The sequence below is a fragment of the Levilactobacillus tongjiangensis genome (assembly GCF_003946345.1).
Classification (GTDB): domain Bacteria; phylum Bacillota; class Bacilli; order Lactobacillales; family Lactobacillaceae; genus Levilactobacillus; species Levilactobacillus tongjiangensis.
The window spans coordinates 173,050-187,675 of record NZ_RHNY01000001.1 but is presented as its reverse complement, the minus strand read 5'-3'; the positions used below and the strand labels follow the sequence as shown (position 1 = coordinate 187,675).

The following is a 14,626-nucleotide window of genomic DNA, read 5'->3' as shown; positions in this document are numbered from 1 at the left end:
TTTCATATTCAAATCTATATTGCTGAAACGTGCGCTAGACGGCAGCTAGCTTCGCTTAACGCCCTCTAGCCCACTCTATTTTTTATTGGAAAACGTGTGCTAACTCGTCAAAGTTCACGGTACCCAAACCGGCAGCTTGATTGTAAGTCTTACCAGGCTGGCCCACGTAGAACAGATTACTGTTATTGGTCGTCGCATCCAGTTGGGTAAACGGTGACTCAGATGTTTGCGCCAAGGCATAGAGCTGCGGGTTCCACAGGCCCATCCGGTGCGTCCGACTTCCATTCATTAGAGCCGTCATGGCTGCAAACTGCGGTGCCACAACGCTGGTTCCCCCAATGACTTGCCAGCCATCACTGGAGGTGTAAGAATCATAGCCCGTAAGTGGGTCGGCATCGGCCACAACGTCTGGGAAGTTTCGACCACTCTGATGGCCTTGAATCAATTTAGGATTCAGCCGAGGCAAGCCACTAGCAGACAGGTACTGCCGGGCATTGTAAGTGTTGACCCCCGAAACCCCTTGTTGATACTTCGGTGTGCCATACAGCGTAGAAATCCCGCCGCCACTACCACTCTGCAGCGTATCCATGGCGTCCGAGTTTTCTTTAAAGAAGTCCGGATCACGATGGTACGCATTAAATAACGCATCGCCACCCCAAGTTCGTTCTTGCTTAACGGTGACGTGATTACCGTTCTGCAAGTCTCCAGAAAATGGCAACGTCGTTCCACCAGTCGCCGTGACCCACGGGTTGCTGGCTGGGAAGTTGGCGTAGATTCCCTCGTTTACGTCACCGTTAGCCGCTAGTTCTTCTCCGTAGGCACCACTGTCCCCAGAAGCCGCAAAGGTTGACACCCCTTGCGTCGCTCCCTGAGATAGTAGCGTGCTCATGATGCTTCCGTATAACGGCGTTAACAAGTGATACTTACTGAGACTCTGGAGAACACCTTCGGACAGGCCCCAGCTCAGAGAGAGGGTACTCGCCTTATTTTCACCAAAGGCGCTAGCAAAGGCGTTGATCCACCCAACATCACTAAGTGACGCGGTGTAGACCCGAATTTTGGCCTTCGGTGCCAGCGCGCCGGCCTGCTCGACATCCAGCGAAGTTTCGGCGTTACCTGGATCAACGTTTCCCCAAACATTCATCCCGCCAGTCGACTTCACACTGATGCGGTTGGCGGAAGTCGCAACACCCTCTTCTGACCAGAAATGAGTGATATCAGCCGTTTTCACCTTGCTAAAGCTAATGATACCAATGGTTTGACCCTGGCCCTGATTGTTGGCGGCCAAGTCTGTGGCATGATACTGCGAAAGAAAGTTCTTGGGCGCGCCATCCGCCGTCGGTCCATCGCTCGCCGTGCTCCCAGGTTCCGATAGACCCGTGAGTTTAACCAAATTGGTAATACCGATGACCGCTTCAATGGGTTGCGCCACGTTCTTTGGTAATCGCGGCGTCTTCTTAGAATATTGCAGTTTTTTGCCGTGATAGCTCGCCGTCTTTAGCTTAGTCGCGAACGTAGCATCAATCGCGGCAGCTGACCCCTTCAGCTGCATCACTAAGCCATCATTAAACGTGACGACCTTCAGATGCCGGGCCTTGAAGTAAGTTGTCAGGCGTTTGGTCGTGCTAGCTGATTGACCAAACTTAGACCGAAATGTGCTCGGTGTTAGGAATTGCTGAAATTGCGAATTCCCTGGCGTATTAACGGCTAAGGCTGTCGACGTTAGCTTGTTGGCGTTACGCGTCTTCAATACCAAGTCCAACGTCACCGTTTTCCCCTTAGCGACCTGTTTAACATTTTTAAGCCCAGTTAACGAGCTCTCCCGATATGGTGTGGCCAGCGACGTTGTCTGTGCTGCACTGGCTTGCGCGCCTGTAACCCCCAACAGCCCAACTACTAGGCTAGCCACAATTAAACGTATTTTCATGAATCCATCCCCTTCGTATGTTCATATTATACGCCGTTGGCCACAAAAAGAATGGGGAATTACTGGTTGGTTACCGATAAATTAGACGGGTTAACAAAGACGAATGCTACGACAGTTGTTGAGGCGCAGAACTAGTTGGTCGTCACTATTATCTCCCTCTTAATGTACGCCAAAAAAGGCCGTGTCATTCGACCCGGCCTACTGGTTCCTTATTTACATCAAACAGTTTCCAGGATAGATGGTCCTGCAACCCCGCCTAATCCAAGTCTCCCGTTAAAATAAACTGCTTAACTTCCTTCAACGTTCGTTTGGATTCTGGTAATTTATTCCACAAAATATAATCGTGAAGCATCGACTTCAACCGGCGGGCCTTGATGGGCGTTCCTTCAGCTGCTTTAAGTTTTTGCAGCAGCCGTTCATCATCGGCAGCTAGTAGTTCATTAGCACCAAAATACAATTGAATCGGTCCTAAATTATCAAAATTCCCATAGATGGGACTCACCAGCGGATCCGTCACTGGATGATCACCAGCGTACGCAAACCCAATTTTCTTTAACGTGGCTAGCGTTAAATATGGATCGTGCTTGGCAGCAGTCTTCAAATCCGGATTCATCATACTCAAGTCCGTCCACGGCGAAATCAAAATAGTCCCGGCAGGAAGCGGTTCTTGGTGTTCCTTCAGCTGTTGTAACAACGAAAGTGCCAAACCACCACCGGCAGAGTCACCCATTAAAAAGAATTGGTCGTCGGGATACTGGGCCCGCAAATAGCTATAACTATTCATCGCAAACACCAGCGTATCATCCACAGTTGCCTCCGGAACCAACGGATAATCTACATATGTGATTCTGAGGTTAGCTTGATCGACCAACGTTTCCATTAATTTACGGTGACTGTCGATTCCCTGCATGGTGTACGCCCCACCGTGAAATAGCAACACGTGTTGCGGTAATGGCGCACCCGAGGCCACGGTCAACAACCGCCCACCGAAGACCTCGCGTTCCTTAGTCACCATATTGGCTGGGAACTTTTCGGGGACTACGGCCCGGTTTTGCCGACTAGGCTGTAAAAACGCTTGCTGGATCTGTTGCTTAAGTTGACTATGCTGGGTCTTGAAAAGTAACCATTTCCCACGCAAACTCACGACTATCACCCTATCTTTTGCCTTCTACAATTCTCACTCTTAATTGACAGTATACAGCCTTTTTGCCGAAAACGCCCCTTCTTAAACCAATTGCTAGGTAATTTTCTGGAAAACCGGTAAAATAGAAAGGGTAACAACTTATGACTGAAAGGGTGGTAAAACGAATGACAGACAACCAACGAATTTTAAATGTGACTGGCGGTCGGAATTTTCGGGAGCTTGGCGGCTACCGGACGATTGACGGGCACACGGTCAAGTGGCACAAGTTGTTGCGGACCGCTGGGTTGGCTGAGCTCACCCCGGAAGATCAACAAATGCTAAGTAATTACGGTGTCGTGGCCGACGTCGATTTCCGTTCTAAGGACGAACAGGCTCAGTCGCCAGACCGCGTGCCAGCAGGCGTCACGTACCATTTTCTCCCGGTTTTCCCCGCAGATGACCAGACGGATGCTTCGGCCAGCGAGGCTGATTTACAGAAACGCTTTTCTAGTGATGGTCACGCTGGTCACGATCACATGGTCGACGTCTACCGCCAAATGGTGACCTTAGATTCAGCGCAGAGTGCTTACCACGACTTCTTTGCGACGTTACTGGCGAACGAGGATGACCAACAATCCGTGTTGTTCCACTGTACAGCTGGTAAGGACCGTACCGGGATGGGCGCCTTCTTTGTGTTGAGTGCGTTGGGAGTTGACCCCCAGACGATTCGTCAAGACTATCTGATGACGAATGAAACTTCAGCAGAGCACATTAAGCTGGTTACTACGGATGCCTTAAAGAAGGGCTACGGTGAGGCCTTTGCTTCGAACATTCGGGCCCTGTACTCCGTTAGCAACGATTACTTCGATGCTGCCAACAAAATTATCAATACGCAGTACGGTGGCACGCAAGACTACCTGAAGGATGTCTTAGGTTTATCCCACAGCGACTTAACTAATTTAAAACAACTTTATTTGGACGCCTAGTCCGTGCCAGACTAACCGTGTTAGCGGGCAGTCTGGTTTTTTAACAATAATTCGAAAGGACCTGATTAACGATGAAGAAAAAAACGCTGACCTGGACCCTCCCCCTACTTGGGATTGCGGCCACCTCATTGATTGCCAGCGAACGCTTATTCAGCTTTGCCTTTAAGCGGGTCAACTACGTTCCCGAAACTTCGGCTGACAAACAAAAATACGCTGACGCCTACTACGCGTATGTCGACTGGTTCCAACACGTCGACAAGGAAAAATGGTACCTGCACGAACATGACCCACAAAATCGGATGGTCGCAGAATACATTCCCGCTGAAACCCCCAGCGACAAGACTGTCATCATTTCTCACGGTTACAAGGGTAACGGTGAAACCATGGCGAACTTTGCCCAAATGTACCACCGTTTGGGCTTTAACGTCCTCTTACCAGACGACCGGGGCCACGGTGAGAGCGCCGGCAAGTACATTAGTTTTGGCTGGTTGGACCGACTGGACTACCTCCAATGGATTCAACAGGTCATCGACCGCGCCAACGCTGACGTGAAAATCCTTATGTTTGGTGTCAGCATGGGGGGCGCAACCATGGAAATGTTATCCGGTGAAAGTTTACCCCCACAAGTCAAAGAAATCATCGCTGACTGTGGGTACTCCAGCATTGAGGCTGAATTGACCTACCTGTTAAAACGGCAGTTCCACCTTCCAAAGTATCCAATCGAACCGTTAGTTAGCACCATTTCCAAGCGCCGGCTAGGCTACTATCTCGGCGATGTAACTGCTACCGACCAGCTGAAAAAGAACAAACGCCCCATCCTTTTCATTCACGGCGAAAAGGACGTCTACGTGCCGGTTGGTATGGCCTACGAAAATTACGCGGCTACACACGCGCCTAAGCAACTTTGGATTGTGAAAAACGCTTCACACGCCGAAAGTTTCTGGATCAATCCGACTCGTTATCAGCAACACGTTGAAGAATTTTTACAAACTTACTTCAACTAACTAAGTAACCTTAAGCCTAACTTAACGGTATTTGGGACGTATTCGAAGAATCTTCACACTTTATTTTTTCTTTACCAATTTATCAAAAAGTCGTCACGGCTTTTGACCTTTTCTATTCACAATCTCCGGGTATAGTAATAACCATAGTAATTAGCTAATAACTATTACTAATCAAAATCTATATCCAATCCCCTTTTAGATTCTCTCCCCCTAAGAGAATCATTCCCTGGTTAGGTTCCCTCAAGCCTAACCAACTCCTCTAAACTGCGTTCGCACCCCCCTTATGTGAACGCACTCCTCATGAAAAGAAATCGCACCGTTCTTCCCTAAGAACGGTGCGATTTTTTTGCGTTACGGTTCAAAAAAAGAAACGTCTCTACTTCGTTAACCCCAGTCGTTGAAAGATGAAATCAACCCGGCGTAAATGGTAGTGATAGTCAAAGGCATCGGCGATCTGTTCGGGAGTCAAGCGATCCGTAATTTCTGGCTTGGCTTCAACCAACGGCCGAAATTGCTTTTGTTCATCCCACGCCTGAGCTGTTAACGGCTGAACCAAATCATACGCGGCTTCACGACTCAGCCCTGATTCAATCAGTTTAAGCAACAACCGTTGACTGTAGATCAACCCATAGGTTCGTCCCATATTGGCTTTCATCGTTTCTGGAAAGACATCCAAGTTGCTGAGAATGCTGTTCATCCGATGCAGCATGTAATCCAACAACGTCGTACTTTCCGGTAAAATCATCCGTTCAGCAGATGAATGAGAAATATCTCGTTCATGCCAAAGGCTTACGTCTTCGTACGCGGTGACCATGGTACCTCGTAGCACCCGCGCCAATCCCGTAACGTTCTCCGAACCAATCGGATTGCGTTTGTGTGGCATAGCACTGGAGCCCTTCTGACCAGGGTTGAAATGTTCTTCCACTTCATGAATTTCCGAACGCTGCAAACTCCGAATCTCCGTCGCAATATTTTCAACACCGGTCCCAATCAGGGCCAACGTGGCAATATAATCGGCATGTAGATCTCGTGGCAACACCTGACTAGCAACTGGCTGCGCACTGATACCTAACTGGTCGCAAACGAACGCTTCAACTTCTGGTGGCACGTTAGCAAACGTCCCCACGGCCCCACTAATTTTCCCAGTCTCAACGGCCGCAGCAACCCGGTCAAACCGGTCTAGGTTGCGTTGCATTTCAGCGTAGAAACGAGCTAACTTTAACCCAAATGTCGTAGGTTCCGCTTGAATACCATGTGTCCGACCAATCATGACTGTCTCTTTATACTGAAGAGCTAATCGTTTTAACGTCGCGATGATGGCAACCAAGTCCTGACGTAAGACTGCATTAGCTTGCTTCAGTCGGTACCCCTGAGCCGTGTCGACCACGTCGGTACTCGTCACACCAAAGTGAATCCACTTACGTTCAGCGCCCAGGGACTCAGAAACATTACGCGTGAAGGCTACAATATCATGGTGGGTCACAGCTTCAATTTCAGCAATGCGCGCAACGTCAAATTTAGCATTCTCCCGGATTTTTTGAACATCTGCAACTGGCACTTCGCCTAACTGCGCCCAAGCTTCATCAATGGCAATTTCAACAGCTAACCAGGACTGGTATTGATTCTCAAGGGACCAGATTCTGCCCATCTCTGGTCGGGTATAGCGCTCTAACATAGTGTTTTCCTCCCGTGAATTCAGGTAAAACCCGAACATTAAAGACTTTATTCGTTTTTTCTCCACAGATAATCATATCACAGAATATCCCACTTTAGCTAGTTATTTCACCTTTATATCTTTATATAATTAGTTGTTTCCCTTAATTAAAAGAACTTTAACTTAACATAAATAAATAATTCTTCGTTTTTTGCTTGCTTTTCCCACCCGAACTTGATACACTTATTTCTGCTGGGCGTTCGGCCTAGCAAATAATAACGATGAGGTGTTTGCAATGTCATCAACAGTAGTAGTTGGTAGTCAATGGGGCGATGAAGGTAAAGGAAAGATCACGGATTTTCTGAGTGAGAAGGCTGATGTCATTGCCCGCTACCAAGGTGGTGACAATGCCGGTCATACCATCGTCTTTAATGGTCAGACGTTCAAGTTACGCTTGATTCCTTCAGGGATCTTCTACGCCGACAAGACTAGTGTGATTGGTAACGGTGTCGTCTTAAATCCAGAATCTTTAATTGAAGAACTGGCCTACCTTAACGAACATGGCGTCGCAACCGATAATTTACGAATCTCTAACCGTGCCCACGTCATCTTGCCTTATCACATCCTGTTAGATCAGGCGCAAGAAAAGGCCAAGGAAAACAAGATTGGGACTACGAACAAGGGTATCGGCCCTGCCTATATGGACAAGGCCGAACGAATTGGTATTCGGGTGGCCGACTTATTGGACCACGATATCTTTGCTGACAAGCTGCGCCAAAACTTAATCGAAAAGAACAATGTTTTAACCAAATTATATGATGAAGAACCTTTAGACTTTGACGAAGTCTTCAATAAATACTACGCCTTAGGGCAACAAATCAAAGGCCACGTTACCGACACTTCCGTTGTCATCAACGATGCCATCGACGCCGGTAAGAACGTCCTCTTTGAAGGTGCTCAAGGGGTCATGCTTGATATCGACCACGGAACGTACCCATTCGTCACATCATCCAACCCAGTTGCAGGTGGTGTTACCATCGGCTCCGGTGTTGGCCCTACCAAGATCGACCACGTTGTCGGTGTTTGCAAGGCTTACACATCCCGAGTTGGTGACGGCCCATTTCCAACTGAATTATTTGACGAAATTGGCGATACGATTCGCGAAGTTGGTCATGAATACGGAACGGTTACGAAACGGCCTCGCCGAATCGGCTGGTTCGATAGCGTTGTCCTTCGTCACGCCAAGCGGGTTTCCGGTTTAACTAGTCTTTCATTGAACTGTTTAGACGTTTTAACCGGGTTAAAGACCTTGAAGCTATGTACCGCTTACGAATTAAACGGCGAAACCATCTATCATTACCCAGCTAGTTTGGTCGACTTGGACGCTTGCCAACCAATCTACGAAGAATTCCCTGGCTGGACGGAAGATATCACCCACTGTCATTCCGTTGAGGAACTGCCCGTTAACGCACAAAACTACGTGAAGCGTTTGGCTGAATTAGTCGGCGTTGATCTGGCTACTCTTTCCGTCGGTCCTGACCGGGAACAAACCAACATCTTACAAGACGTCTGGAACGCCTAACCTAACTAAGTACAAGGAGTGACCCACATGCATCCTGCTGAAGTATTTGATTACGAAGACATCCAATTAATTCCCAATAAATGTATCATTGAAAGCCGTAGTGAAGCTGATACCAGCATTGAATTTGGCCCTCACCGGTTTAAAATTCCAGTAGTACCAGCCAACATGGAAACGGTAATCAATGAACCGCTGGCTATTTGGCTGGCGCAACACGATTACTTTTACGTGATGCACCGCTTCCAACCTGAAGAACGGCGCGGATTTATCGAACGGATGCATGAAAAATCACTCTTTGCATCCATTAGTGTTGGGGTCAAACCCGATGAACAAGCTTTCATTGAAGAGCTGGCCACCGCTAACTTGGTGCCAGAATACATTACCATCGACATTGCTCACGGCCACAGTGACGCCGTGATTCGCATGATTAAGCAAATCAAAACGCACCTGCCAGACAGCTTCGTTATTGCCGGTAACGTCGGCACCCCCGAAGCTGTCCGTGAACTGGAAAATGCTGGTGCCGACGCTACTAAAGTTGGTATTGGTCCTGGTAAGGCCTGCATCACGAAGCTCAAGACCGGCTTCGGGACCGGTGGTTGGCAACTAGCTGCCTTACGGCTATGTGCCAAAGCTGCCCGCAAGCCAATCATTGCCGACGGTGGTATCCGGTATAACGGGGACATCGCTAAGTCAGTTCGATTTGGCGCTAGCATGGTCATGATTGGTTCAATGCTGGCCGGTCACGAACAATCCCCTGATAGCTTACTGACCATCGACGGTCGGACCTTCAAGCAATACTGGGGTTCCGCCTCTGAGAAACAAAAGGGCGCCTACCGTAACGTCGAAGGTAAGCAAATGTTGGTCCCATTCCGTGGTGATATTGCGAACACGCTCAACGCTATGAAAGAGGACTTACAATCTTCTATTTCCTACGCGGGCGGTCGTAATCTCTTGGATATTCGAACGGTCGACTACGTCATCGTTAAGAGTTCCATCTTGAATGGCGATAGTTATTAATTAAACAAAAACACGCCGTGAAAATCAGGTAACCTGATTTTTACGACGTGTTTTTTCTATTCTAATAAAACTACCGAACAACTAATACCGAAACGGGTGCGTATTTGGCCATGTAGGCCGCCTGACTGCCAAAGTGTCGACTGACACCCTTCTTAGCAATCGATCCGACCACCAAAATATCTGGCTGCACCTGGGGAATCACATCCTTAACGATCGTTTCACCGGGCTCACCCTCCGCAATCATCATCCGCACATGCTTAACCCCGGCATCACGAGCCTGTTGCTGGTAACGTTGAATGTGCGCCTTCAATTCATCATATTCGCCATGAATGTAGTCATTGTCCAAAACTTGATAGACACTCATCGTTTCATTTTCTAGGACAGACACAATCACTAGCTCCGCCTCATCCCGAACTGCTTGATGAATCGCGTAATCAAATGCTAGTAAGGCGTCCGCCGAATCATCCACCCCAACTAAAATCCTTTTGAAAGTTGTTGGCATGTATCCTTCCCCCTACTCTGAATCCTTAGCTTTGGCTGCCGCCAACCGCCGATTACCGCGGTGTAAATCAACGACCGTCCACGTTAACAACGCCAACACTGCAAAAATCAAGCCGTACGCAATACTATTGGCAAGCAGCAGCTTGTCGCCCGTCACATTGCTCCCGAAAAAGCCTTGGACCTGGCCCGGCAAGCCTTCCATATTCAAAAACGTCAAACTAATGACGGAGAACCATCCCAGAATCTTTAGCCACCAGGAATTCTTGAACCGTTCCCCCATCTCTAACTTGCTATCCGTCATCATCAGCAACGGTAACATCGAGAAGGGCAACGCAAACGCCAGAAAAACTTGTGAGTTGTTCATTAAGTCGTTGAGGGCCTCGTGTTCAGCAATGTCGCTCTTCCCACTGGTCAACATGACACAGATCAAGACAGGAATTACGGATAATAGCCGGGTCACCAACCGCCGCAGCCACAATGGCATTCGCATGTGAACGAAACCCTCCATAATAACTTGCCCAGATAACGTCCCAGTAATTGTGGAATTTTGCCCGGAAGCTAGCAAGGCCACCGCGAACAGCGTAGATAAAACACCGGTCCGTGCAACGCTGCTCAATAACCCGTTGCTCATGGTACTGGTATCTGACAACGCGTGGAACAGCCCGAAGAACGAGGGGTCCTTGACTGCACCAGTCTTGAAGACCGCGACCCCCATGATTAGGAGTAAAGCATTGACGAAGAAAGCAAAGGTCAACTGAATATTTGAATCCAGTCCTGCAAATTTAACCGTCCGCGCCACATCGTCCTCATCATCATGATCGATCGACCGGGTTTGAGAAATAGCAGAATGCAAGTATAAGTTATGTGGCATGACGGTCGCACCAATGATGCCCAATGCTCCGTTCAACGGCGTCATCCCACTGACCTGCGTACCCGTGGAAAAAGTTTTAGTCGTTGGGATCAGTCCTTTGACCACCCCCAACCAGTCTGGCTTGGATAGTGCAACTTGATAAACGAAAACGAACAGAATCACCATGATCAAACAAACAACAATGGCTTCAATCTTGCGGAACCCCACCTTCGTTAAGAGTAAAAGCAACAGGACATCAAACACCGTGATAAAGACGGCAATGACCAATGGAATGTGAAAGAGTAGGTACAACGCAATTGCCGCGCCAATGACTTCAGCAATATCCGTCGCCATAATGGCTAACTCTGTGAGTAACCACAGAACTACCCCTAATGATTTACTGGTCCGCGCCCGAATAGCTTGGGCCAAATCCATCTGACTCACGATGCCAAGTTTAGCTGCCATGTACTGTAAGAGCATCGCAATCAAACTTGACATCAAGATGACAGACATCAACAAATATTGAAAGTTTTGACCACCAGTAATGGAAGTTGACCAGTTTCCAGGATCCATATACCCCACGGCAACCAACGCACCAGGTCCTGAATAAGCAAACAATGTTTTCCAGAATCCTAGATCTTTGGGAACCTTAACCGTGCCATTGATCTCTTCCAGCGACCGTCCGTTAGCATACTCAATCAGCTTGTGTTTCTTTTCCTTGTCCATCCAATCACTCCCCCTAACGACCCACCTTACCTGAGCCACGGCAAGTGTAAGGCTAGTCGCTCACGAAAAGTACCGTTTGCCGTCCCATTTGAAAATTTTTTCGGTGCCACCAAACAATCGGTCGCAAAAAGCCGGCCAGGCTGGACTTCCAGCTTGACCGACTTCGGATAAGTCATTTTACTTTCGTAATGTTTAACGGACTACCATAACCGAAATTTTGGCGTACTTGGCCATGTAGGCGGCCTGACTCCCAAAATGCCGGCTAACACCCTTCTTGGCAATCGAACCAATCACTAGTAAATCCGGTTCAACGTGAGGAATCACATTCTTCACGATTGTTTCACCAGGTTCCCCCTCAGCGATGATCACCTTAACCTTGGTAACGCCTGCCTCTTCAGCCTGTTGTTGATACGTTTTAACGTGTTCCTTCAGTGCATCCCGCTCCCCATGGATGTAATCACTGTCTAATGCTTGGTACACGTTCATTTCATCATTTTCCAAGACGGAGACAATGACCAGTTCAGCATCGTCCTTCTTTGCCTGGTGAATCGCGTAATCAAAGGCTAATAAGGCGTCCGCCGAATCATCGACCCCCACTAAAATCCGCTTAAAAGTCGTTGCCATCGCTTAGGCCTCCTCTTTCGTGGTTGCGTCCTGTTCAGCACGGAGCTGAGCGGCAACCCGCTTACTACCACGGTGTAACTCAAGAACCGTCCAGATCAACATAGCAATGATTGCAGCATCCAAGACATAGGCCAAATTGTTTGCGAAAACCTTTTGACCAGCTGTAATCGCATCTCCATAAAAGCCTTGAATGGACGCTGGCATATTAATCAGGTTCAGGTAGGTCAGGGCTAACACAGAAATCCAGCCTAGAATCTTGACCCACAGAGTGTTCTTGAACCGCTTACCCATTTCCAACTTGCTATCCGTCATTAGCAACAACGGCAGCATGGAGAAAGGTAACGCAAATGCCAGAAAGACTTGCGAGTTGTTCATTAAGTCGTTCAAAGCTTCGTGTTCAGCAATCGCACTCTTGCCACTCGTTAACATCACACAAATCAGAACTGGAATCACAGAAATCAATCGGGTGACTAACCGCCGTAACCACAGTGGCATCCGCATGTGAACGAAACCTTCCATGATAACTTGACCCGTCAAAGTCCCTGTGATAGTTGAGTTTTGCCCAGAAGCCAGTAAGGCAACGGCAAACAGTGTTGATAGAATTCCTGTTTTAGCTACTCCAGCCAGGACACCGTTACTCATGGTGCTCGTATCGGATAAGGCTTGGAACAGGCCGAAGAACGATGGGTCCTTCACGGAACCACTCTTGAACACAGCAACCCCCATGACCAACAGTAAAGCATTGACGAAGAAGGCTAAGGTCAACTGAATGTTGGAATCCCAGCTGGTGAACTTAACTGTACGTGCAACATCCTCTTCATCATTGTGGTCGATTTCCCGGGTTTGCGAAATCGCTGAATGCAGGTAAAGGTTATGTGGCATGACCGTGGCCCCAATAATTCCTAATGCCCCACTGATTGGGGTTTGACCACCAACCTGTGGTGTCGAAGAAATCGTCTTAGCGCTTGGCACTAAACCGCCAATCACGCCACCCCAATCGGGATTAGACAATGCCACTTCGTAGGCAAAGACCACTAAGATAACCAGAATCAGACAAACTACGATGGCTTCAATTTTCCGGAAACCAATCTTAGTCAGCAGTAATAATAGCAAAACATCTAATACCGTAATAAATACCGCAACAATCAATGGAATGTGGAAGAGCAGATACAGGGCAATCGCCGCCCCAATAACTTCCGCAATATCCGTGGCCATAATCGCAAATTCTGTCATGATCCATAAGACAATTCCCAAGGACTTACTTGTCCGGGCCCGAATAGCTTGGGCCAAATCCATCTGACTCACGATACCAAGTTTAGCCGCCATGTATTGCAACAACATCGCGATCAAACTTGAGATCAAGATAATCGACATTAATAGATATTGGAAATTTTGCCCACCAGTGATGGACGTTGACCAGTTACCTGGATCCATGTAACCAACCGCAACTAACGCGCCAGGCCCGGAATACATAAATAATGTTTTCCAGAACCCTTTCCCCTTGGGTACTTTAACCGTACCGTTAATCTCTTCAAGTGAGCGCCCGTTGGCGTACTCAATGAGTTTGTGCTTCTTTGGTGTATCACTCAAAACGAAGACCCCCTTCTATTTCCTACAAGACCCATTGTAACCCAATGTTTTGCTAAATCAAACACTTTTTTAGGGGCACTTAACTCTTTAATACGCCTAAGTTAATTTTAGCTTTAGTATTTTAAGCGCTTTCATCACTGCTAGTCCAGTCATCATTTCACTGACCAAAATACCCGAAGATTTATTCAAAAATAATTTTAAATCAGTGAAAGAATGCCCAGTCTACGGCATTTACTTTCTAAAAGTACGCACAATTAGTCACCAAAATTATGGTTAGAAAAAGATAACTTGCAACGACTGCCACTTACAGGTAAACTTTTAGTTGGAAAAACATTTTTTTAGGGGAGATTAACATTTTCTGGTCTTACTGGGGAGTTGATTAGATGCAACACCAGCGTCATTCATATTTAAAAATCATTGCTGAGTGCAGTTATGCTCGGCCACGAGTCAGCAACAAACAGATTCGCCACTTCGCCAATGTTTCACCCGCCACTGTGACTGAAACCACGCGACTACTACAACGTGACGAATTGGTCGACCGCCGTCGCTACACTGGGGTCACCCTCACCGACCGAGGGCGCCACCTCGCTTGCCAACTACTACATAACTACCGGCTTTGTGAGGTTTTCTTAACACAACAATTGAAATTGCCTTTATCAGAGGTTCCGGCTCAGGCCTGGGCCATGGCAGACACACTGACACCGGCAACCGCCGCTGCCCTTAATTCTTATCTTGGCCGACCAGAACGTAGCCCCTTTGGCGGCATTCTGGCGCCCTGTCACGTCCTGGATGACACCCATATCACCCGCCTCAGTGACGTGGTGACCGGCCAGCAAGTCATTTGTCAAAGTTACTTAGAAACAGCCGACTTGGTGGACTACCTGCAAGAGATTGCGTTGCCATTGGACGTTCCCGTGACAATTACCAAATGTGACCGTAACTTGAATCTGTTGTATTTGGAATTGCCACAACACCGGGAAATTACGCTAAACCTCAACGCCGCGGACTACATTTACACAAAAAAAATCCAACACCTCTAAGGTGC

At 47.9% G+C, this 14,626-nt stretch carries 12 protein-coding genes; 5 read left to right on the top strand and 7 right to left on the bottom strand.

The window, feature by feature from the left end:
• Positions 1 to 82: 82 nt before the first annotated feature.
• Entirely contained in the window at positions 83 to 1,927 is a 1,845-nt protein-coding gene (locus EKM75_RS00805; RefSeq protein WP_125691210.1) for a S53 family peptidase, read from the bottom strand.
• Between the two features lie 256 nt (positions 1,928 to 2,183).
• The gene (locus tag EKM75_RS00800) at positions 2,184 to 3,071 is read right to left on the bottom strand and encodes an alpha/beta hydrolase fold domain-containing protein (RefSeq protein WP_125691208.1); all 888 of its coding nucleotides are present in this window, start codon (positions 3,069 to 3,071) and stop codon (positions 2,184 to 2,186) included.
• A gap of 164 nt (positions 3,072 to 3,235) precedes the next feature.
• Between EKM75_RS00800 and EKM75_RS00795 the strand changes: the two genes are divergently transcribed.
• Both EKM75_RS00795 and EKM75_RS00790 read left to right on the top strand, forming a co-directional pair.
• Entirely contained in the window at positions 3,236 to 4,036 is an 801-nt protein-coding gene (locus EKM75_RS00795) for a tyrosine-protein phosphatase (RefSeq protein ID WP_125691206.1), read from the top strand.
• 71 nt (positions 4,037 to 4,107) lie between these two features.
• Positions 4,108 to 5,040: an alpha/beta hydrolase gene (locus EKM75_RS00790; protein WP_125691204.1), complete on the top strand. Its 933-nt coding sequence runs from the start codon at positions 4,108 to 4,110 to the stop codon at positions 5,038 to 5,040.
• Positions 5,041 to 5,416: 376 nt separating this feature from the next.
• On the opposite strand, the gene purB is transcribed toward EKM75_RS00790, so the two are convergent.
• The gene (purB, locus tag EKM75_RS00785) at positions 5,417 to 6,715 is read right to left on the bottom strand and encodes an adenylosuccinate lyase (protein ID WP_125691202.1); all 1,299 of its coding nucleotides are present in this window, start codon (positions 6,713 to 6,715) and stop codon (positions 5,417 to 5,419) included.
• 274 nt (positions 6,716 to 6,989) lie between these two features.
• Between purB and EKM75_RS00780 the strand changes: the two genes are divergently transcribed.
• The gene (locus EKM75_RS00780) at positions 6,990 to 8,276 is read left to right on the top strand and encodes an adenylosuccinate synthase (RefSeq protein ID WP_125691200.1); all 1,287 of its coding nucleotides are present in this window, start codon (positions 6,990 to 6,992) and stop codon (positions 8,274 to 8,276) included.
• Positions 8,277 to 8,303: 27 nt separating this feature from the next.
• Positions 8,304 to 9,290 (top strand): GMP reductase, encoded by a 987-nt coding sequence (locus EKM75_RS00775; protein WP_125691198.1) that lies wholly within the window; start codon positions 8,304 to 8,306, stop codon positions 9,288 to 9,290.
• A gap of 70 nt (positions 9,291 to 9,360) precedes the next feature.
• On the opposite strand, the gene EKM75_RS00770 is transcribed toward EKM75_RS00775, so the two are convergent.
• The 4 genes from EKM75_RS00770 to EKM75_RS00755 all read right to left on the bottom strand — a co-directional run bounded on the left by EKM75_RS00770 (position 9,361) and on the right by EKM75_RS00755 (position 13,581).
• Positions 9,361 to 9,792, bottom strand: coding sequence for a universal stress protein (locus EKM75_RS00770; RefSeq protein WP_125682980.1), 432 nt, complete (start codon positions 9,790 to 9,792; stop codon positions 9,361 to 9,363).
• 12 nt (positions 9,793 to 9,804) lie between these two features.
• Complete coding sequence (locus EKM75_RS00765; RefSeq protein ID WP_125691196.1) at positions 9,805 to 11,367, bottom strand: Nramp family divalent metal transporter; 1,563 nt, start codon at positions 11,365 to 11,367, stop codon at positions 9,805 to 9,807.
• A gap of 192 nt (positions 11,368 to 11,559) precedes the next feature.
• Positions 11,560 to 11,991, bottom strand: a complete 432-nt coding sequence (locus EKM75_RS00760) for a universal stress protein (RefSeq protein WP_125682976.1) — start codon at positions 11,989 to 11,991, stop codon at positions 11,560 to 11,562.
• 3 nt (positions 11,992 to 11,994) lie between these two features.
• The gene (locus tag EKM75_RS00755) at positions 11,995 to 13,581 is read right to left on the bottom strand and encodes an Nramp family divalent metal transporter (protein ID WP_125691194.1); all 1,587 of its coding nucleotides are present in this window, start codon (positions 13,579 to 13,581) and stop codon (positions 11,995 to 11,997) included.
• A gap of 383 nt (positions 13,582 to 13,964) precedes the next feature.
• On the opposite strand from EKM75_RS00755, the gene EKM75_RS00750 reads away from it, so the two are divergent.
• Positions 13,965 to 14,621 (top strand): metal-dependent transcriptional regulator, encoded by a 657-nt coding sequence (locus EKM75_RS00750; RefSeq protein WP_125691192.1) that lies wholly within the window; start codon positions 13,965 to 13,967, stop codon positions 14,619 to 14,621.
• Positions 14,622 to 14,626 lie beyond the last annotated feature (5 nt).

Bases quoted from the DNA above. Each gene is read 5' to 3' on its own strand.
- EKM75_RS00780 (WP_125691200.1), top strand. From the start codon at position 6,990: ATGTCATCAACAGTAGTAGTTGGTAGTCAATGGGGCGATGAAGGTAAA.
- EKM75_RS00750 (WP_125691192.1), top strand. From the start codon at position 13,965: ATGCAACACCAGCGTCATTCATATTTAAAAATCATTGCTGAGTGCAGT.
- EKM75_RS00760 (WP_125682976.1), bottom strand. From the start codon at position 11,991: ATGGCAACGACTTTTAAGCGGATTTTAGTGGGGGTCGATGATTCGGCG.
- EKM75_RS00795 (WP_125691206.1), top strand. From the start codon at position 3,236: ATGACAGACAACCAACGAATTTTAAATGTGACTGGCGGTCGGAATTTT.
- EKM75_RS00775 (WP_125691198.1), top strand. From the start codon at position 8,304: ATGCATCCTGCTGAAGTATTTGATTACGAAGACATCCAATTAATTCCC.
- EKM75_RS00790 (WP_125691204.1), top strand. From the start codon at position 4,108: ATGAAGAAAAAAACGCTGACCTGGACCCTCCCCCTACTTGGGATTGCG.
- EKM75_RS00770 (WP_125682980.1), bottom strand. From the start codon at position 9,792: ATGCCAACAACTTTCAAAAGGATTTTAGTTGGGGTGGATGATTCGGCG.
- EKM75_RS00805 (WP_125691210.1), bottom strand. From the start codon at position 1,927: ATGAAAATACGTTTAATTGTGGCTAGCCTAGTAGTTGGGCTGTTGGGG.
- EKM75_RS00765 (WP_125691196.1), bottom strand. From the start codon at position 11,367: ATGGACAAGGAAAAGAAACACAAGCTGATTGAGTATGCTAACGGACGG.
- purB (WP_125691202.1), bottom strand. From the start codon at position 6,715: ATGTTAGAGCGCTATACCCGACCAGAGATGGGCAGAATCTGGTCCCTT.